19 protein-coding genes and 1 riboswitch are annotated in these 18,856 nt (G+C 46.1%); of the genes, 18 read left to right on the forward strand and 1 reads right to left on the reverse strand.

The features are described 5' to 3' along the window. On the forward strand, window positions 1–3,069 hold the full coding sequence (locus tag HOP45_RS00340) for an efflux RND transporter permease subunit (RefSeq protein ID WP_181346808.1): 3,069 nt from the start codon (window positions 1–3) through the stop codon (window positions 3,067–3,069). A 186-nt stretch (window positions 3,070–3,255) separates the two neighbouring features. Here HOP45_RS00340 and HOP45_RS00345 read toward each other — a convergent pair whose 3' ends face one another. Further along, the gene (locus HOP45_RS00345) at window positions 3,256–3,984 is read right to left on the reverse strand and encodes a CBS domain-containing protein (RefSeq protein WP_181346809.1); all 729 of its coding nucleotides are present in this window, start codon (window positions 3,982–3,984) and stop codon (window positions 3,256–3,258) included. A 267-nt stretch (window positions 3,985–4,251) separates the two neighbouring features. Here HOP45_RS00345 and pxpB point away from each other — a divergent pair, with 267 nt between their 5' ends. The 17 genes from pxpB to cysC all read left to right on the forward strand — a co-directional run bounded on the left by pxpB (window position 4,252) and on the right by cysC (window position 18,782). Further along, window positions 4,252–4,986 carry a 5-oxoprolinase subunit PxpB gene (pxpB, locus tag HOP45_RS00350; protein WP_181346810.1) on the forward strand — a complete coding sequence of 245 codons (735 nt, stop codon included), beginning with the start codon at window positions 4,252–4,254 and terminating at the stop codon, window positions 4,984–4,986. A 4-nt stretch (window positions 4,987–4,990) separates the two neighbouring features. After that, window positions 4,991–5,758 (forward strand): LamB/YcsF family protein, encoded by a 768-nt coding sequence (locus HOP45_RS00355; protein ID WP_181346811.1) that lies wholly within the window; start codon window positions 4,991–4,993, stop codon window positions 5,756–5,758. Continuing rightward, window positions 5,755–6,633, forward strand: coding sequence for a 5-oxoprolinase subunit C family protein (locus HOP45_RS00360; protein ID WP_181346812.1), 879 nt, complete (start codon window positions 5,755–5,757; stop codon window positions 6,631–6,633). The genes HOP45_RS00355 and HOP45_RS00360 overlap by 4 nt, the downstream gene beginning before the upstream one ends. A 113-nt stretch (window positions 6,634–6,746) precedes the next feature. Continuing rightward, a riboswitch (cyclic di-GMP riboswitch) is annotated at window positions 6,747–6,860 on the forward strand. Between the two features lie 24 nt (window positions 6,861–6,884). Next, entirely contained in the window at window positions 6,885–7,013 is a 129-nt protein-coding gene (locus HOP45_RS00365) for an anti-repressor SinI family protein (protein ID WP_181346813.1), read from the forward strand. A gap of 107 nt (window positions 7,014–7,120) precedes the next feature. Continuing rightward, window positions 7,121–7,450 carry a helix-turn-helix domain-containing protein gene (locus HOP45_RS00370; RefSeq protein WP_181346814.1) on the forward strand — a complete coding sequence of 110 codons (330 nt, stop codon included), beginning with the start codon at window positions 7,121–7,123 and terminating at the stop codon, window positions 7,448–7,450. Window positions 7,451–7,515: 65 nt separating this feature from the next. Next, a complete protein-coding gene (locus HOP45_RS00375; RefSeq protein ID WP_181346815.1) occupies window positions 7,516–8,010 on the forward strand; it encodes a VanZ family protein in 495 nt (164 codons plus the stop codon). A 137-nt stretch (window positions 8,011–8,147) separates the two neighbouring features. Next, window positions 8,148–8,270, forward strand: a complete 123-nt coding sequence (locus HOP45_RS20550; protein WP_255437425.1) for a hypothetical protein — start codon at window positions 8,148–8,150, stop codon at window positions 8,268–8,270. A 135-nt stretch (window positions 8,271–8,405) separates the two neighbouring features. Continuing rightward, entirely contained in the window at window positions 8,406–8,807 is a 402-nt protein-coding gene (locus HOP45_RS00380; RefSeq protein WP_181346816.1) for a hypothetical protein, read from the forward strand. Window positions 8,808–9,133: 326 nt separating this feature from the next. Next, window positions 9,134–10,099: a sulfotransferase gene (locus HOP45_RS00385; RefSeq protein WP_181346817.1), complete on the forward strand. Its 966-nt coding sequence runs from the start codon at window positions 9,134–9,136 to the stop codon at window positions 10,097–10,099. Window positions 10,100–10,115: 16 nt separating this feature from the next. Continuing rightward, window positions 10,116–10,946 carry a sulfotransferase family protein gene (locus HOP45_RS00390; RefSeq protein WP_181346818.1) on the forward strand — a complete coding sequence of 277 codons (831 nt, stop codon included), beginning with the start codon at window positions 10,116–10,118 and terminating at the stop codon, window positions 10,944–10,946. Between the two features lie 696 nt (window positions 10,947–11,642). Beyond that, window positions 11,643–12,545, forward strand: coding sequence for a PIG-L deacetylase family protein (locus HOP45_RS00395; RefSeq protein WP_181346819.1), 903 nt, complete (start codon window positions 11,643–11,645; stop codon window positions 12,543–12,545). 84 nt (window positions 12,546–12,629) lie between these two features. Continuing rightward, window positions 12,630–14,078, forward strand: a complete 1,449-nt coding sequence (locus tag HOP45_RS00400) for an O-antigen ligase family protein (protein WP_181346820.1) — start codon at window positions 12,630–12,632, stop codon at window positions 14,076–14,078. A gap of 81 nt (window positions 14,079–14,159) precedes the next feature. After that, the gene (pssD, locus tag HOP45_RS00405) at window positions 14,160–14,633 is read left to right on the forward strand and encodes a PssD/Cps14F family polysaccharide biosynthesis glycosyltransferase (protein ID WP_181346821.1); all 474 of its coding nucleotides are present in this window, start codon (window positions 14,160–14,162) and stop codon (window positions 14,631–14,633) included. Continuing rightward, window positions 14,630–15,109 carry a PssE/Cps14G family polysaccharide biosynthesis glycosyltransferase gene (gene pssE, locus HOP45_RS00410; protein WP_181346822.1) on the forward strand — a complete coding sequence of 160 codons (480 nt, stop codon included), beginning with the start codon at window positions 14,630–14,632 and terminating at the stop codon, window positions 15,107–15,109. The genes pssD and pssE overlap by 4 nt, the downstream gene beginning before the upstream one ends. A gap of 110 nt (window positions 15,110–15,219) precedes the next feature. Continuing rightward, window positions 15,220–16,380, forward strand: a complete 1,161-nt coding sequence (gene sat / locus HOP45_RS00415) for a sulfate adenylyltransferase (protein WP_181346823.1) — start codon at window positions 15,220–15,222, stop codon at window positions 16,378–16,380. A 15-nt stretch (window positions 16,381–16,395) separates the two neighbouring features. Continuing rightward, window positions 16,396–18,174, forward strand: coding sequence for an SLC13 family permease (locus HOP45_RS00420; protein ID WP_181346824.1), 1,779 nt, complete (start codon window positions 16,396–16,398; stop codon window positions 18,172–18,174). A gap of 11 nt (window positions 18,175–18,185) precedes the next feature. Continuing rightward, entirely contained in the window at window positions 18,186–18,782 is a 597-nt protein-coding gene (gene cysC, locus HOP45_RS00425; protein WP_181346825.1) for an adenylyl-sulfate kinase, read from the forward strand. Window positions 18,783–18,856: the final 74 nt, after the last annotated feature.

Raw genomic sequence — 18,856 nt, forward strand, 5'->3', positions numbered from 1 at the left:
GTGAAACTGGTCGATACGTCCATTAAGCGGCCCGTTGGTGTCATAATGATCGTGGCAGCGATTCTGGCGTTGGGCTTTGTGTCGCTGCGCGGACTTACGATTGATTTATACCCTGAAATCGATTTACCTGTCGCCGTTGTGTCTACGGAATATACTGATGCTGCTCCGCAGGAAGTTGAAAAGTTGGTCAGCCGGCCAGTCGAGTCGGTTGTCAGTTCGATTGAAGGTCTGGAAACCGTGCAATCGCAGTCCCAAAAAGGATCCTCGGTTGTTTTTATGCAGTTTAATACAGGGGTAGACCTCGACAGCACCCTTCTCGAAGTCCGGGAACAAGTGGATCAAGTTACCGGAGCTTTGCCTGAAGGGGCTGGGGAGCCAAGCGTCCTCAGGTTCGACCCTCAGCAGATTCCTGTCATGTGGGTCGGATTATCCGGCGACTCTCCCCAACGCCTTCAGGAGATCGCAGAAGACCAGCTCGTTCCGTTTTTTGAGCGTCAGGGAGGTGTTGCTTCAGTCAGCATCGAAGGCAGTCAAACACGCGAGGTGCAAGTCCTCGTCGATCGTGCCCAAATGTCGCAGTACGGGATAACGTCTGAAACGATTGTTCAGACGTTGAACGCCTCTAATCAGTCGGCCTCGGCCGGCTCTATAGATAAAGGTAAACAGGATTTGCAAATTCGACTGCAAGGGGAATTTGAGTCCGTCAAAGATATTGAAGAAACAATCATTCAATCAGAAAGCGGCGCAAAAGTCGAACTGGGCCAGCTGGCAGAGGTTGAGGATACGTTCCGTGAAGCTTCTACAGTCTCTAAAGTGAATGACGAGGACTCGGTCGTATTGTCTGTTTTGAAAAAAACGGACGGTAATACGGTTGAAACCGCCAATAATGTGAGCGCTGCGATGGATGAAATCAGTGCCGATTTGCCTGAGAATGTCCAATTGGAGACGGTGCTCGACACGTCAGACTTTATTAAAACATCGATCAATTCGGTCGTGCTGAACATCATCTTAGGTGGTATTTTCTCCATTTCCGTTCTCTTGCTTTTCCTTAAAAGTATACGGGCTACGCTGGTCATCGGCCTTTCAATTCCCATAGCGATCATTTCGACGTTTATCCTGATGTATTTTACAGGGGAAACGTTGAACGTGCTGACCATGGGCGGACTCGCGCTCGGTATTGGGATGATGGTCGATAGTTCGATCGTCATTTTAGAAAATATTGTAAGCTACCGGCAGCGTGGCTTTACGATACGCGAAGCGGCTAAGGAAGGTGCGTCTGAACTTGCTCCGGCCGTCATTGCCTCGGCCACCACGACATTGGTCGTCTTTTTGCCGATCATTTTTGTGGAAGGCATTGCGTCTGAACTCTTTACGCCGCTAGCTTTGACGATTTCGTTTGCGTTGATTGCCTCTCTGGCCGTTTCAGTCACCTTGATTCCGATGCTATCATCCAAACTGTTGACCAAATCCTTGCAGCAACACGGCCGCCGATATTGGTTCGATCGCTTTTTGGACAAAGTGAACAACGGGTATCGTGCAATGCTCAGATGGGTGTTGAAATTCCGGAAAACGGTTGTCGCGGTAACCGTCGCATTAATCGCCGGCAGCGCCGCTCTGATCCCTTTGATCGGTACAGAGTTCATCCCACCTTCTGATCAAGGTCAAATCGAAGTGGATGTGAACGCACCGGCCGGAACATCGCTCACATCCACAGAAGAGATCACAACGAACGTGAATGAGCGTCTCGAGCCTTTTCAGGACGTTATCGCTACCAACTATCTCACGATCGGCGGTGGAGGGTTTGAAAGCTTTTCATCTTCTTCCAACCAAGCGACGTTTACGATCCAATTGGTAGAACCCGGGAAACGGGAGCGGTCTACGCTGGAAGTCATGCGTGACATCGATGAAGCGGTGAGTGACGTGCCCGGAGCCGAGATTAACGTAACGGAACTGAGCGCAGGTCTTGGCACAGGTCCGCCGATTGAAATCCAATTGAATGGGCCCAATTATGAAGTGTTAGATGAGCTTGCTCAGCAAACGGTTTATACGATTGAAGACATCGAGGGCATCAATAATCCTGAATCCTCGACCGATGAGGCGCGTCCGGAAATGAGGATCAACGTTGATCGGGATAAAGCCGCTCAATACGGGATGAGTTATCAGCAAGTGATTGGCCAAGTCCAGCTAGGTTTTAATGGACAAATTGCGACGCGTTATCGGGATGATGGCGATGAAATTAATGTCCGGTTGATTCTTCCGGAAAAAGAGCGGCGATCGATCGCGGATTTGGAAAATATGGCCTTGCAAACACCGCAGGGTTCGATGGTGCCTCTCGCTTCGATTGCATCTCTCGAACAAATACAAGGCCCGGAAACGTTGCTGCGAGAAAACCAGCAGCGGCAAGTGAATGTGGAGAGTGAAGTGGTTGATCGTGATCTCGGCAGTGTAACAGAGGATATTCGCGATCGTATGGAAACGTTGAATATCCCTGAAGAATACTCGTATGAAATCGGGGGACAGTCTCAAGATATGCAGGACTCATTTGGGGATTTATCACTGGCATTGGTGTTCTCGGTATTCCTCGTTTATGCTGTGATGGCTGTACAATTTGAAAACTTCTTATTCCCATTCATCATCATGTTTTCACTGCCGGCCACGATTATCGGTGTGGTACTCGGTATGGTTGTGACAGGACTGCCGTTCAGTTTGCCGGCGTTTGTCGGCATCATTATGTTGGCGGGTATCGTGGTCAATAACGCGATTGTGTTAGTGGACTACATCAATATTCTGAGGCGAAAAGGTGCCGATCGCTTTGAAGCGATTCTGGAAGCTGGACCGAACCGGCTGCGCCCAATTCTCATGACGACGCTGACAACCGTTCTCGGGATGGTTCCATTGGCGCTCGGAATTGGAAGAGGGGCCGAAGCTCAACAGCCGCTGGCCGTCACCATCATATTCGGACTGACGGTTTCAAGTTTCTTCACCCTGCTGCTTATCCCTGTCGTCTACACATATTTTGACGACATCACCCAAAAAGTAACCGGCCTCTTCCGAAAAAAATCAGACTAACCAAAAGCTGCAGCCTCTTTTGATGGGGGCTGCAGCTTTTTACGTACCTCTTTTGCGTACCTGGTACAAAAACGGTGTTTTCAAATGAGCCGGGCGTTCCGCAGTGTACCATTGAATCCGTACCTGGTACCAGCGTACCTGGTACAAAATCCGAAAAATGAAAAGAGCCGGGTGTGTCGTGAATGGTTATAGGGGGTGGTCGATTTTAATGAGATCCCAGGCAGTGACGATGCCAACGGGCTCTTTGTTCGGGTTGCCGCCATCTGTGATGATAACGGCTTTCAGCTTGCTTTTGGCTTCGCCATTACGCTCAAACGCCTCTTCTAAATCAAATATCGTACTTGCACTATCGAGAAAGTGAACGTTATGCGCTTGTTCAAATTCCAGGACGTGGGACGCCTGAACATCTTCCGTAGAGATCGAGCCGTTCGATTGATTATGAGCTAGCCAGTTCACCAATCCATCATTAGTGAGGAGACCAAGGAATTGATGCTCCTTATCGTAAACTGGAAATTGGGAGACCCGGTGTTGGGTGAAAGCGTCTAAAATATTGGATAAAGGGGAATACGAACGATAATAAAGCACAGGTGTAGTAGCCCACTCAAGGGTTTTGGGAGGTTGATCAAGCGTTTGTTTAATTTTTTCAATGGTCTCCACAACCTCTAAATGGGGATAGGCGATGTAGTAATCATCGCGAATCCGCTCATGCACAATAGCATTCCGAAGTTTCGCAAGCTGCTTCAACTGTTCGAAGTGCTGGCGGATCACACTATGCTTAGCTTTTGATTGCTGCATGAGTTCCATAAAGTTATCGTTTTTAGGATAATTATTCAATATTTTGAGATGATGGTGGATCTGATTAAAGGCAAGTTCAAAACGTTCCACCATATCAGTCCCATAGCGGTCTTCTCCCATGACGCCACCCACTTTTTATCAAAATACAAACGAATACGTGCTACTACTCATTTTACCTCATCTTTATAGAAAACATACCAAAGCGAGCTCTATCATCTGCGTACCTGGTACAAAACCGGGTTTTTCGAAATAGCCGGGTGTTCCATCAATCATGCTATAATCAAATTAATCGCACACCCGGCTCTTTTCATTTTGGTGGTTTTGTACCAGGTACGCTGCTTTAAGGCTGCTTTGGATGTTATGATAGGGGAAGAGTGGAGGGGTTTTGTGAAAGGTGATGACGCTATGAATGAATTGACGTTCGAATGGATAGGGGATCAAGGGTTGCTGGTGAGAATTGGCAACAGAATCGCACCCGAGTTCCATCAGCGAGTGAAGTATGTTTACGAGCAATTATTAAAACGAAAAGACTTATACATTGAAGAACTTGTCCCAGCGTATACAACGTTAGCTGTTTATTACGACACAACGTCTATCGCAAAGGACAAACTATCCGAGGAAATCACTGCGATTTACCAAAGTCGCCCAAAAGAAAGCAGCAGCCAGTCTAGGGAAATTGTTACCATTCCCGCTTGTTATGGAGGGGATGCGGCGCCGGACCTGAACGAACTGGCTGCTTATCTGAACGTGAGTGAACAGGATGTGATTGACCGCCATAGCAGCAGTGAATATCTCATCTATATGATGGGCTTCCTGCCTGGCTTTCCTTATTTGGGGGGCATGGACGCTAGGTTGGCCACCCCGCGAAAAGCGACGCCGCGTGATAAGGTGCCACCTGGATCGATTGGGATCGCCGGGGAACAAACGGGAATCTATCCGATTGAATCGCCGGGCGGGTGGAATTTGATCGCGCGTACACCGATTAACTTGTTTGATCCATCCAAAAAACAACCGTTTCCCATTGAAATGGGCCAATATATACGTTTTGAACCGATCAGCACCGAGGAGTTCGAAGCGATTCGCCTACAAGATGATTATGCGTTAGAGGTGAGAAAGGAGTAGAGGGATGACGACCATAGACATTAATGGTGATTTAGGTGAAAGCTACGGTAATTTTCGTGTCGGAGACGATGAACGGTTAATGCAAGTGATCACCTCCGCCAACATTGCCTGTGGCTTTCATGCAGGAGATTTCAACGTTATGAACACCACAGTCGACCTGGCAAAGCAGCATGATGTGGCGATAGGCGCACACCCTGGGCTGCCTGACATCTTTGGATTTGGCCGCAGGCGTATGGATATCTCGGCAGAGGAAGCACATCATTTAGTAACCTATCAGCTTGGTGCATTGGCAGCCTTCACGAAGCTCCATGGTACAAGGCTTCATCACGTCAAGCCGCATGGGGCCTTATATAATATGGCAGCGAAAGATCGTCAGCTGGCGGATGCTGTAGCCCGCGCAGTACGCGATTTCGATCCCCAGCTTAAACTTGTCGGCTTATGCAACAGCGCCTTAGTCGAAGCAGGCCATGACGTCGGTCTCCCTGTTTTAGAAGAAGCTTTCGCCGACCGCACGTATACCGAAGAAGGCCAGCTTACACCGCGCAGCGAACCCAATGCTGTGTTGGAAGATCAGCGGCACATGGAACAGCAAGTCCTGAAAATGGTTGAACATGGCCAGGTGACAACCTCGAGCGGGCACACCATCGCACTGAAGCCTGACACGATTTGTTTTCATGGTGATGGCGCTGAAGCTTTTGAAAATGTACGCTATATACGGCGTATCCTTGGAAAAAAAGGCATTTCTATCAGCCCGGCAGGAGGAAAAATATGAGTGAAGTGGCTATATTTAAAACGATCAAACCTGGCATCTATGCATCCTTTCAAGACTTGGGCCGTTTTGACTATCAAAAATATGGGGTTCCGGTTTCGGGAGCGATGGATGCCAAAGCTCATCGGTTAGCCAATTATATTTTAGGCAACCCCGCTCATGTCCCGACGCTGGAAATTACGCTGACCGGGACAAAACTTGAAGCGCTCACGGATCACTGGGTCGCGGTAACAGGCGGAGATTTGGATGCGCAACTAGATGGTGACTCAATTCCGCGCTGGGAGGCTTTATTTATCAAGAAAGGGCAGACGCTAAATTTCAAAGGCCCTAAGGAAGGCGTGCGCACCTACTTAGCTGTGCAATCGGGTTTTCATGCGCCGGTCTTTCTAGGAAGTGCCTCCACTTATGAACGGGGTGGCTTTGGCCAATCGCTTGCTAAAGGTGACGTGCTCTACGCCAAGCAGTCGGCCAGAAAAATGGTGCGTCGGGGACTTATCGCCAGCGAACGGCCTGTCTATACGAAAACTTTCACGCTCAACTACATCCCGAGCAGTCATCAATCGCGTTTTACCGAAGAAAGCATCACCACGTTTCATCAGCAACCTTATGCGGTGAAGCGAGGCGATCGCATGGGTCTCCAATTGCAAGGCGGTACAGCCTTGCAGCATCGTGATGGGGCTGATATTATATCGGAGCCTGTTACGTATGGAACGATCCAAGTCACCTCAAGCGGCCAGCCGATGATATTGAGGGCGGATGCCCAGACGACAGGTGGCTATACGACGCTCGGGACTATCATGACTAAAGACCTGAATAAAGTGGCCCAAGTTCCTCCGGGAGGAACGGTCTATTTTCAAGCATGCTCTGACTCGTGTTAGAGCATGTTTTCTATTCGACAGTAAATGGTTTAAAAAATTCGATTTCATTCACAAATTTTAACAAAATATGCACATTTTAAATGGTAGGCTTTTACTTATACTGAAACGTGATTCTCCAGATGAGGCAAATCTATTGAAAAATGGAGACGCAAAATCACAGGCCTAAAACGGATGGTTTCTACATATATCTAAATGGTGTTGTTCGTTATGGTGGCTGGTTCGCCTGGAAAATTAATATGGAGGGTCTAATTATGAGCGTGCGTTCTAACAAACAAGTAGTCGTAATTGATCAAGAATGGGCTGCATTAATTAAAGAAGCGAAGGAAATTGGCATGACAATGGATGAAATAAAGGATTTTTTGCAGGAAAAAAATAAATAATTTACAGTTTGAAGGTGCAAAAGGTACAATTTTAAGAGAAATGGTACTTAATATAGAACGGTCACTGGAAATATGCTATACTCGAATATGAAAGAAGGTGAGTGAGTATGATCGGTGATCGGATAAAACAAATTAGAAAAGATAAAAATCTATCGCTATCTGAACTAGCGGATCGAGCAGGTGTGGCAAAGTCATATTTAAGCTCGATTGAACGAAACCTACAATCAAATCCATCAGTACAATTCCTCGAAAAAATATCAGCTGAACTAGGTGTATCGATCAACTACTTATTACACGGAGCTCAGGATGAAGAAATCGCAGGCTTAGACGGCGATTGGACTGAGTTAGTACGAGAGGCTATGAATTCCGGAGTTTCCAAAGAGCAATTTCGTGATTATCTCGAATTTAATAAATGGAAATTAAATCAAGATAAATAGCGGCGAGCCGGTGCTGAACCTCAGTGTCGGCTCGTATTTTGTGTGCTGAAAAGGAAGGATACTGTATGAACCGTGCCTGGGTATATTGGCTGTTGAGCGCAGTCGTGATGGGGATCATTTTTTATTCGTCATCACAGCCCTATCAAGAACAAGACATGCGCCCGATGTTATCAGATACAGGCGTGTTGGACGGGTTAGCGCCGCTGTTTGCCGACGTGTCCTTCACCTATCATCACGCTGAAGTCAGTGTCGAAGCCCTGGGGATAGCCGGCTTTGTCGAATTTTTCATTCGGAAAGCCGCCCATGTGACCATCTTTCTATTGTTAACCTTGAGCCTTTATCGCGCCATCAGTCTGTCATTTCGGATGAAGCGGCGCTACGTCATGCTGGCGGCCTGGCTCACGACGGTTTTCTACGCAATATTTGATGAATGGCATCAGAGTTTGACGCCAAACCGAACACCCAACGGAGGGGATGTGCTGCTTGATGCAGTCGGAGGCCTGATCGCGCTGGGTGGCATTTTCCTCTGGCTGCGTTATAAAAAATATAGCAAAATATGAAACTTCTAAACCCCATCAGACGTCAAATAAATAGAAACAATAGAAGAAACAGTCAAAATTTCACGTTTGAACTCGAACCTGTAAGTAAATGTAATGACTAAACGATCATAACGTTTTTTAAAAGGAGTTATTAATCTATGGACAACCAAGAAAAATTGACCGAGTTGCTGCAATCGATTATTTCACAAAATGAACAAGAAGAATTCGAAACGTCAGAAGATGTTATCAATCAACTGATCCACCAACTACAAACCACATAAACCAATCCAAAGAACGGGGGTGTCCCAAAAAAGGGGACACCCCCTCTGTTTGAATGCGTGGATTTGAGTGCGTACCTGGTACGAAATGGGGTTTTTGAAAAGAGCCGGGCGTGCCGCGCGAGAGGGGGAGTTATGATGAGGGAGTTTATTTGGTTTTTGGTTGATGTGATGAATCTGTTTCATGATAAATTTATTGCTTTGTCTGACCAATTGGGGCTCGGTCTCAACGATAAGGCGTTGCATTTTCTCGTTATTGGCGTGATGGGTATCGTTGGTTTTTTATGTGTGAACATGGTGTTTCATGCGATCGCTCGCATCAGTATTACGGCCATTGCTTTTATTTTTTCATTGACGCTCGTCATTTTGTTTGTGTTTGCGGTTGAGATCCAGCAGGGGATTACCAACAATGGCAATATGGATTTTACGGATGCTGCCGTCAGCATCTATGGGTTCTTAGCGTTTTTTGGTTTGTACCTGCTTATCAGAGGTGTTATGTTTGCCCTCGGCTGGGTATGGAAGCGTTATGTTAAATCATAGATGCGCCGTTCCAAACCAGCAAGCTTCTCTCCAGCGTCAGAAACCGGGAGAGGACAACGAATGTATAAAAGAGGGAGGCGTGTGTATTTAGCCAGCATATGGCATCATGCGTCAAATCATGCGAAAATTAAACAAAAACATCCATTACCTATGATATAATATAAATTCGTTGTGACACGATAATAGAAACAGGCTGAACATCCCCATTCACGGTCAGATGAAAGCCGTTCAAGCTGCACTCAGCGCCTGCACCTTGCACGGTCATGTGCAGCCCATTACATCTATCAGAAAAGTCAACACTAAGGCAAAAGGGGTCGAACTGCGTTATGTTAAACAATATAAAGGGGTGGGCAGAGAAGCATTCTGGCAAACACCCGCTGATCCATTACCTCAATGACTGGGGCCATGTTGTGAAAAACACGGTCACGTTTTCCCACAAAACCAATGACGCCCAGGCGTATAACCCGTTCTTCATCGTGGGTTCCGGCCGCTCAGGCAACACGTTGCTGCGAACGATGCTGACGAAAAAGGATGATATTGTCATCCCGCCGGAAAGCTTTGTTCTGGGCGAAGCGATTCGTAAGTTCAAAATGTACCGCCACATGGAATGGCCGGATTTGTGCGGTGTCTTCTGCGCAGTGTTTGAGCGCCATCACGGATTTCCGAGGTGGGGCATTGACTTGCGGGAATTTTATAAAGAAGCCATCCAGTTTGAGCCCAAGCATCGTAATTTGGAATATTTGGTGCATGCCTTCTACTCATTTTATGGCAGTCAGAAGAAGCCCGAAGCGACAAGGTGGGGCGATAAGACCCCCATTAATACGTTCTCATTGAAGTTGATCAATAACGTCTTTAAGGACAGCCAGTTCGTGCACATCATCCGCGACGGGCGCGACGTGGTGAACTCTTACGTGAAAGCAGGCTTGTACGAGGACGTTCAAGGAGCTGCTGAACGTTGGAACCGCAGCATTCATATTGCGAGAGAATTCGGGGAGAAAGTCGGTCCTGATCGCTACCATGAAGTGTATTATGAAGATTTGGTCCGGGAACCGGAACGTGAAATCAAAGCGATTTGCACCTTTCTTAACATCGACTACACGCCCGAGATGTTAGATAATACGAAAGGGGTCCAGGACTTAGGCGATACGTACCTCTCCCACCATACGAACTTGCATGTCCCGATCAATGAAAATTCAATCGGAAAATGGCGCAATGAATTGAGTGCTGAGCAGCGAGCTTCCGTCCAATATCACTGCCAGGAACTGTTAAACAAATTAGGCTACCCATCGTAAGTGAAAGAGGTGACGTATGATAAAAAACATATTACGGAAGGTGTATCACCTTCCGCGAAACATAAAACGAAGCAGATTGAATCGTATCTCGACATTGAATGATAATCCGGTGTTTGTCATCGGCAATCAGAAGAGCGGGACCTCCGCGATTGGCGCGTTGTTGGCCGATCACACCGGACAATCCGTGGCGATCGATCTCCCTGCCCTTCGTGAACCGACGCAGGTGAAGATTCACCAGGGCGAGATCTCGCTTCATGATTTTATCCAGGCCAATAAATATGATTTTTCAAAAGAGATCATAAAAGAACCATCCCTCACATTCCTAGTGGATGAACTGGTTCAGCATTACCCTGATTCCAAATTCGTCTTCATTGTCCGGGACCCAAGAGACAACATTAGAAGCATTTTGAACCGTGTGGATCTGCCTGGCCATCTGGATCATATCGATGACAAGGAAAGCAGAAAGAAATTGAATCAAGTACCTAAGGCCTGGGAGCGTGTGATAGACAGCCGTTGGATGGGCATTGAAGGTGACGATTACATCGAACGGATGGCATACCGTTGGAACAAGGCGATTGATATTTATGAGCAGCATGCGGACAAGATGATCCTCATCCGCTATGAAGATTTTGTAAAAGATAAACAGGGGCAGATCAAGCAGCTGGCCGGAAAACTAGGTCTGGAATCCGTGCACGACATCTCCTCCAAGGTGGATATTCAATATCAGCCGGCCGGGAATCGGAAAGTGAACAAACGTGAGTTTTTCGGGAAGAAGAACCTGGGAAAGATCGAATCCATCTGCTCGGATCGAATGGCGCGTTACGGATATGAGCGTTCGATAGAGTAAAAAAATCGACTTAAGTACCCGTTCAAAATTAAGAGAATTGGTTCCTGTAAACGAACAGCTCGAGTAATGTTATAATATGCGAAGTGTGCTTCAGCGGTCTGCAAACACTTTAAAGCCGCTATTATAAAGGACTATTACAAATTCCTTCATATATATAGTGGCTCGTCTAATAAAGCAATGTTTCTCCTAGTTCGATCGCGCACCTTTATCACGCTGGCCCCGGAATAGGAAACAATTGCTGGAGGGACGGCCGTTATTTTTTGTTTTTGATACGTATTAAGCATGCATTCTATGCTTTAAGGAAGCTGAGCTTGGAATGGTGAGAAGGCAGGAGTGCCTCGGTGACGTTATTCAAACCAAGGGTAAGCCCTGCTTCTTTTGGTGAAAGTTAAATCAGATATGTGAATGATGCCAGACTTTTGGTACAATTTCCGCAGGCATTGTTCAGTATGGTTAACGATATAAAGTGTACTTATCAGCAAAAAAGGCCTTGTAAGGACAGAAACTTGAAAAACGTCGAAACAGAGTATGATAAAATGAAAATCGGCAAAACTTCAGCGGCATCGTCCCGTGTTGATAGCGTGGAATTGTTTATGATCATAAGAGCGACTGCCTATGCTTAATTAGTAAGATAGTGAAAGCGAGCACCAAACTGATCTAATTAAATTGTTTCGTTCAGAAAAGAGGCTGACCCGCATGATGAAACAACGGTTGATGACACTTGCAAAGCCGGTTGTGACACCGGTTACGAAAGCTGTATTGAAGAGGCACTATCAGAATTCAAAAGCCCTCTCCGAATTAGGAGATGTTCATAAAGTTGTGGTCGTAGCTCCCCATATGGACGATGAAACCATTGGGGCAGGCGGTACGATTCTCAAGCATGTTGCACGGGGAGATGAGGTTTACTGCATCTTCACGACAGATGGAGCGGGAAGTGAGAGTGGTTACTCCCGTGAACAGCTGAGTCAGATGAGAAAAGAAGAAATGGCACGCGTGAACGAGATTTTAAACATGACAAACATCTATTATATGGATTTGCCGGATGGTAATGTGCAGTCCGACGCTGACTCGCAGAAAGCATTAAGTTCCATTTTAGAATCAATCTCACCTGATGTCATTTATTGCACCCCGTTTGTGGATGCACATCCGGACCACGTGGCATCGACGCATTTGCTTGCGGATGTATTGCGTAAGACAAATGTTTTTCAGCCGATTGTAAGGCTGTATGAGATTAATTGTCCGATCCCGCCTGATGAAATCAACTGTATCATAGATATATCGGATACGTTTGATCAAAAGCTAGAAGCGATTGCCCAGTTTAATTCCCAAGTCATTGCCTTCGATGGGTTTATAGAATTGAACAGATTGAAGACAAACCTTGTTCCCAACCAGCAGCTGCGGGCAGTGGAAGGATTTATTGAGCTGTCATCTGATGAATTTGTGACGCAATCCACACAATTACAAAACGAACAGGAACCGTTTCATGAATGGTTCAAACAAGCAAACCGAACAGTTACGCTCTTGTGGGCTATTTACAAGAATTACCCTCAGAAAAAAAGAATTTACCGGGAAAGACTATCATGTAATACGCGTGAGTAATGAAAATGGAGGACATATGATAATGCTTGACGTAAGAAAGCTGATTAATCCAAAAGAATTAACACATCAAGGAAGGTGAACAACATGCCATTTAATTTTAAACAATTAATTTTTATTCCTGTCGCTATTCTGGCCTTCCTGATTGGGTGTATATTTGATAATAGTGTAGTGGGATTAGTTGTCACAATAGGTTTTGGCCTGTTTGCGTTATGGAATCCAAAAAGTGCCTTAGCTTTACTGTTTTTTTATTTCCCAATTCGCCCGTTCTTACTGGAATTCAACCCTAGTTTAAAAGGGATAGGCGACATCATCATTATCTTCATTGTGTTGAAGATCGCTTACATGCAACGGAAAAATTTGAAATCACTGTTCCACTTTCATTGGTTCGAATGGGGTTATTTCGGGTTCTTGATTGTAGGAGCTGTCTCAGCCTTTTTAACAGGGGTTGCACCAACGGCCATCATTTTCCAATTGAGGGCATTTTTGCTGTTCTATCTTCTCTATTACATAGTGAAACGATTAGAAATAAACAAAGAGGATATCAAGAAAGTGGCTTGGACGGTATTCATTATCACCATCATTATTTGTGTGCATGGGTTAATTGAAAAACTGTCTCTTCGTGGCCTGTTATTACCTGAATCGTGGGCGAATAAATCGTTGTCCGCTAATAACAGAATCCGGATATATGGTTTGATCGGCAATCCTAATATGCTTGCAGCGTTCCTTTCCTTTGCGTTTATCGTCTTTCTATACCTGAAGGAGCAACTAAAAGAGAATCGCAAGGCCGTGCGCTTAATGAATATCTCGCTCGTCCTTTTGATGGGAGTATGGTTCTTAACGTATTCACGCGGAACGTTTATCGCCTTTTCAATCGCGTTCCTCATTTATATCGCTTTGACAAGAAATTGGCGTACTTTAGCCCATTGGCTCATTCCGTTAGCAATCGGCATTTTGCTGATTGGCCTGCCCGCTAATATGATCACCAATTACTTGGAAGATACGAACTTTGGCAAGGAAAGAAATGCCAATCAAAACCAAGACAATGAAAGCAGCTTTTCAGATCGGATGAGCGGAACGTTCAATAGTGATACGATTGAATCCAGTCAACGTTCAGGTCGGTTGTGGATTACGATGAAAGGCTTTTCTATCTATCCAGACCATCCTGTAATCGGAACGGGTTTCGGTACATTTGGAGACTCCGCTACGTTAAGTTACGGATCGCCGATTTATGATGATTATAATATCAATCGTGAATTCTATTCTGATAATCAATACATCCAGATTATCGTCCAATCGGGAACCGTTGGCGTCGTCTTATTTGCCATCTTCCTGTTAAATATGCTATACCTCATAGTGAAACAACGAAAAGCTTCCCCGCATTTTGCATCTCTCATGATCAGCATTTTGCTCGGAGCCTACGCAGGTGCGTTAGTATATAACGTTTGGGAATTGGACGTATTTACGCTGTTTTACTTCAGTATGTTAGGATACTTTTTGTATTCCACGCCTTATAAGCACGCCAATGAGGAATAGCTTGGCGTATCAATTTTGGAATCACCTCGGTTAATTGAGTTAGAACGACTTGTGATTGACGAATAGATCGGAGAGAAATGAATGAAAAAGCAGAAAAAACTATTGTTGATTTCCTCCATTGGGGGTCATTTAACACAACTCCTACAACTAAAACCGTTATTCAGCCAATACGATTATCATCTCGTAACGGAGAAATCGGACATCACGAAAGAAATGAAAAAGGACTACCCTGTCTCCTTCTTGCTTTATGGAGCCAGAAATTATCCTATCCGATACGTGTTCAAATTTTCTTATAACGTTATGAAGTCGTTCTATCTCTTTTTGCGAGAAAAACCCGATGTTGTGGTGACGACTGGCGTCCATACGGCCGTGCCGATGTGTTATATCGCCAAGCTGTTCCGGAAGAAGGTCATTTATATTGAAAGCTTTGCGAAAACATCGACGCCGACCATGGCAGGGAAGATGATCTACCCGATCGCTGACTTATTTATCGTGCAATGGGAATCGATGCAAAAGGTTTACCCTAAAGCTGTATATGGGGGGTCGATCTATTGATATTTGTCGTATTAGGAACACATGAATTGCCGTTCACCCGGCTGTTAGATGAAGTCGAATCATTGAAGCAATCCGGTGTCATCGACGAGGAGATTATTGTGCAAAACGGCAACACCCCGTATGAGAGTGATGTGATGACGTTCCGTCCGTTCGTCAGCTATGAAGAGATGGATCGTCTATTCGATCAGGCCAGTTTGATTATCACCCATGCCGGGACCGGGTCCGTCACAACCGCCTTGAAAAAATGTAAAAAGGTGATTGCTGTGGCGCGGTTGAAGAAATACGGCGAACATAACGATGACCACCAGCTGGAACTTGTCGAAGTATTTTTGAAACAAGGCTATATCATCAGCTGGGGAGAAGGCCAAAGTTTGGAAAAAGCGGTGGAAGAGGCAAAGACCTTTGAACCGAAACAGTTTGAATCCGGGAAACAGAAAATGATTGATATGATCGAATCGTATATCGACAACCTGTGATTCCACTGGCAGGAACTGACGGTTTGATTTGCACATGACTATGGTAAACTGTAAGAGGTGAATCATAAGCAACACGAACGCAAAAGCACTAATTTATGGAGGGAAAGATTATGACTAAATTGCACCACAAATCCATTAATCCTCATGGCGGTACGTTAGTCAACCGCGTTGACGATTCAGCTGAACAGCAGAAAAAAGCTGACAGCCTTCAGAAATTACCCGTTACCAATTGGACGATTTCTGACTTGGAACTGATCGCGATTGGCGGTTTCAGCCCGCTGACCGGCTTTATGGGCGAAGAAGACTATACGAAAGTGGTCGATGATCTCCGCTTGACTGATGGCACGATTTGGAGTGTGCCGATTACACTTCCTGTTACGGAAGCAGAAGCAGAGAAATTCGATATCGGGGAAGAAGTAGCTTTGATTGGAGAAGACGGCGTCACATACGGTTATATAAAAGTTGATGAGAAGTTCACTTATAATAAGGAAAAGGAAGCTCAGAACGTGTATGGCACGACTGAAGAAGCTCATCCTGGTGTGAAGAAAGTGTATGAGAAAGGCAACGTCTATCTCGGCGGCCCGATTACCCTGACCCACCGTCCGAGTCACGGTAAATTCGAGGAGTATTACTTAGATCCAGCTGAGACGCGTCAATTGTTTGCGGATCTGGGCTGGAATACAGTCGTCGGTTTCCAAACACGGAACCCCGTACACCGTGCCCACGAGCATATTCAAAAAACGGCGCTAGAAGCGGTCGATGGCCTGCTATTGAATCCGCTAGTCGGAGAAACGAAGTCCGACGATATCCCAGCAGATGTCCGGATGGAAAGCTATGAAACCATTTTGAAAAACTATTACGTGGACGAGCGAGTCCGCCTCGTTATTTATCCAGCGGCTATGCGTTATGCCGGCCCGAGAGAAGCGATCCTGCACGCGATCGTCCGCAAGAACTATGGTTGCACGCACTTCATTGTCGGCCGTGACCACGCTGGTGTAGGTGACTACTATGGCACGTATGAAGCGCAGAATTTAATCAGCCAATACGAAGCAGAACTGGAAATCGGCATCTTCAAATTCGAGCATGCGTTCTATTGTGAAGTGTGTGAAAACATGGCATCAGCGAAAACGTGTCCACACGACAAAGAACACCATGTCCACCTTAGCGGCACGAAAGTACGTGAGCTGCTTCGTAATGGCGAACGTCCGCCGAAAGAATTTTCCCGTCCGGAAGTTGCTGATGTCTTGATCAAAGGATTGAAACAGAACTAAGGGAAGGTTCCTAACATGACACTTGAAATGTCGATTGTGATCATTGCGATCATCCTTATGCTGGTCGGGTTGTTTCTTGAAATTGCACGACCCGACCTGCTTGTTTTTTCTACATTGTTTTTATTCATGATGTTAGGGTTCGTCTCGGCTGAAGAAGCCCTCGTCGGTTTTTCGAACCAGGGTATGCTCACCATTGCCCTTTTGTTCATCATAGCCGGTGTATTTGAGCGGAGTGGACTGGTTGAACGGTTCATTTCGTCTTTTTTAAAGAATGCTAAAACCAATCGAGGTGCCTTATTCCGGCTGCTCATCCCGATATCGGGCTTTTCAGCATTTTTGAATAATACCCCGATTGTCGCAACGCTCACGCCGATTATTAGAAAATGGGCTTCGGACCATCAAATTTCACCTTCGAAATTCTTGATTCCGATTTCGTACGCCTCTATTCTCGGCGGAACGATCACCTTAATGGGGACCTCCACCAATCTCGTTGTGCATGGGCTCATGCTCGATGCAGGCTTGAACGGCTTTTCATTTTTTCAGTTGGCCATTGTCGGGATTCCGGTCACATTAGTCGGCATGGTTTATCTAGTCGGTTTTGCGCCCAATGTCTTACCTGATCATCAGAGCTTGATTGAAAAGGTGAGCGAAAACACGAAAGACTACTTGAGCGAGCTGATTGTCCGACCCGAGTTTCCCTACCTGAATCGAACGATCGAAGAAGCGTCCCTCAGGAATTTGAAAGGGCTCTATTTGATTGAAATCATTCGCGGAGACGAGGTCTTGAGTCCCGTCAAACCTGATATGAAGATCCAATCAGGGGACCGCCTGATTTTTACGGGCATGATGTCCACGATTGCCGAACTGCAAAATCGTAAAGGGCTGGAGCTCGATACCGGCACAGACTTGTCCTTGAATGACTTGAAGAATGGCGAAAACCAACTCCAGGAGGTCGTCATCTCGTATCAGTCTCCACTGCTCGGCCAAACGATTAAACAAAGCCGGTTCAGAGACCGGTATGACGCAGCGGTCATGGCTGTTCACCGAAACGACGAACGCGTAGAAGGTAAGATCGGGGATATCGTCCCGAAAGCTGGTGACTTGCTCTTGCTCGTCACAGGGGATGAATTCGGACGCAAAACGGCAGAGCAAAAAGATTTTTATGTCACATCGCCCGTTGATGAAAAACGAAACTTCTATAAGAATGAAAAAAGCGGGTGGATTTCCCTGGCATTGCTGGCGCTCATGATCACACTCGTGACGTTTCAAGTGTTGAGTATCTTCAAGGCGATGGTGATCACTGTCGGCCTGATGATGGTGCTCAAGCTGATTACGCCTAATCAGGCAAAGGATTCTGTACAATTCCAGGTGCTCTTGCTGATTGCCAGCGCGCTTGGCATCGGGAATGTGATCATTCAAACAGGCACGGCTGAATGGCTGGCGCGTCAACTCGTTTCCGGTCTGGAGCCGTTTGGTATCATCGCGATTCTGATTGCGATTTATGTCATGACCAACCTGTTTACCGAACTGATTACCAACAACGCAGCCGCGGTGATCATGTTTCCGATTGCTTATGAAGTGGCTCAAGGCGCTAATATCGACCCGACAGCAGTGGCCATCTTAGTTGCAATCGCTGCTTCCGCTAGTTTCCTGTCGCCGATTGGCTACCAGACGAACCTGATTGTCTATGGCCCCGGCGGTTATCATTTTAAAGATTACATGAAAGTGGGCATGCCGCTCACCTTGACGACGATGCTGTTGACCATCACGATCGTCTATTTTCAGCTCATTTAGGAGGAACAAGAATGAAATCATCAAACATCACGTGGCACGATTCGAAAGTCACGAAAGAAGATCGCCAGAATCAGAAAAAACATAAGAGTCCCGTGCTTTGGTTCACAGGCTTATCCGGTTCCGGTAAGTCAACTCTTTCTGTCGAAGTGGAAAAAGCGCTCTTTGAATTGAACATCCATTCTTATCGTCTGGACGGCGATAACGTCCGCCATGGCTTGAATAATAACCTCGGATTCAGCCCTGAGGACCGCACCGAGAATATTCGCCGGGTCAGCGAAGTGGCCAAGCTGATGAACGATGCTGGCATCTTGACACTGACCGCGTTTATTTCGCCATATCGCAACGACCGTAATTCAGCGCGCGACCGTTTTGAAGACGGGGAGTTCATTGAAATCTATACGAAATGCTCCTTGGATGAAGCGGAAAAACGTGACCCGAAAGGCTTGTATAAAAAAGCCCGTTCCGGCGAAATCAAAGGATTTACCGGAATCGACGCCCCTTATGAGGAACCGGAGAATGCAGAGTTGACCATCGAAACCGATAAACTCTCATTGGAAGACTCTGTCCGCCAAGTCATCGCATACTTGCAGGAAAAAAAGTATATTTAAGCCATGAAAATCGTCAGCAGCCTAGCTCTGGCGGTTTTGTGCATGCTTACGAAACAATAAAAGGAGGTTATGGC

Origin of the sequence: Thalassobacillus sp. CUG 92003 (assembly GCF_013618635.1) — a bacterium.
Taxonomy (GTDB): Bacteria; Bacillota; Bacilli; order Bacillales; family Halobacillaceae; genus CUG-92003.

Excerpts from the sequence above, each read along its gene's own strand:
- HOP45_RS00355 (WP_181346811.1), top strand. The coding sequence starts at position 4,991 with ATGACGACCATAGACATTAATGGTGATTTAGGTGAAAGCTACGGTAAT.
- HOP45_RS00375 (WP_181346815.1), top strand. The coding sequence starts at position 7,516 with ATGAACCGTGCCTGGGTATATTGGCTGTTGAGCGCAGTCGTGATGGGG.
- HOP45_RS00385 (WP_181346817.1), top strand. The coding sequence starts at position 9,134 with ATGTTAAACAATATAAAGGGGTGGGCAGAGAAGCATTCTGGCAAACAC.
- HOP45_RS00390 (WP_181346818.1), top strand. The coding sequence starts at position 10,116 with ATGATAAAAAACATATTACGGAAGGTGTATCACCTTCCGCGAAACATA.
- HOP45_RS20550 (WP_255437425.1), top strand. The coding sequence starts at position 8,148 with ATGGACAACCAAGAAAAATTGACCGAGTTGCTGCAATCGATTATTTCA.
- HOP45_RS00370 (WP_181346814.1), top strand. The coding sequence starts at position 7,121 with ATGATCGGTGATCGGATAAAACAAATTAGAAAAGATAAAAATCTATCG.
- HOP45_RS00395 (WP_181346819.1), top strand. The coding sequence starts at position 11,643 with ATGATGAAACAACGGTTGATGACACTTGCAAAGCCGGTTGTGACACCG.
- HOP45_RS00420 (WP_181346824.1), top strand. The coding sequence starts at position 16,396 with ATGACACTTGAAATGTCGATTGTGATCATTGCGATCATCCTTATGCTG.
- HOP45_RS00380 (WP_181346816.1), top strand. The coding sequence starts at position 8,406 with ATGAGGGAGTTTATTTGGTTTTTGGTTGATGTGATGAATCTGTTTCAT.
- HOP45_RS00365 (WP_181346813.1), top strand. The coding sequence starts at position 6,885 with ATGAGCGTGCGTTCTAACAAACAAGTAGTCGTAATTGATCAAGAATGG.
- HOP45_RS00345 (WP_181346809.1), bottom strand. The coding sequence starts at position 3,984 with ATGGGAGAAGACCGCTATGGGACTGATATGGTGGAACGTTTTGAACTT.
- sat (WP_181346823.1), top strand. The coding sequence starts at position 15,220 with ATGACTAAATTGCACCACAAATCCATTAATCCTCATGGCGGTACGTTA.
- HOP45_RS00360 (WP_181346812.1), top strand. The coding sequence starts at position 5,755 with ATGAGTGAAGTGGCTATATTTAAAACGATCAAACCTGGCATCTATGCA.
- cysC (WP_181346825.1), top strand. The coding sequence starts at position 18,186 with ATGAAATCATCAAACATCACGTGGCACGATTCGAAAGTCACGAAAGAA.
- pssD (WP_181346821.1), top strand. The coding sequence starts at position 14,160 with ATGAAAAAGCAGAAAAAACTATTGTTGATTTCCTCCATTGGGGGTCAT.
- HOP45_RS00400 (WP_181346820.1), top strand. The coding sequence starts at position 12,630 with ATGCCATTTAATTTTAAACAATTAATTTTTATTCCTGTCGCTATTCTG.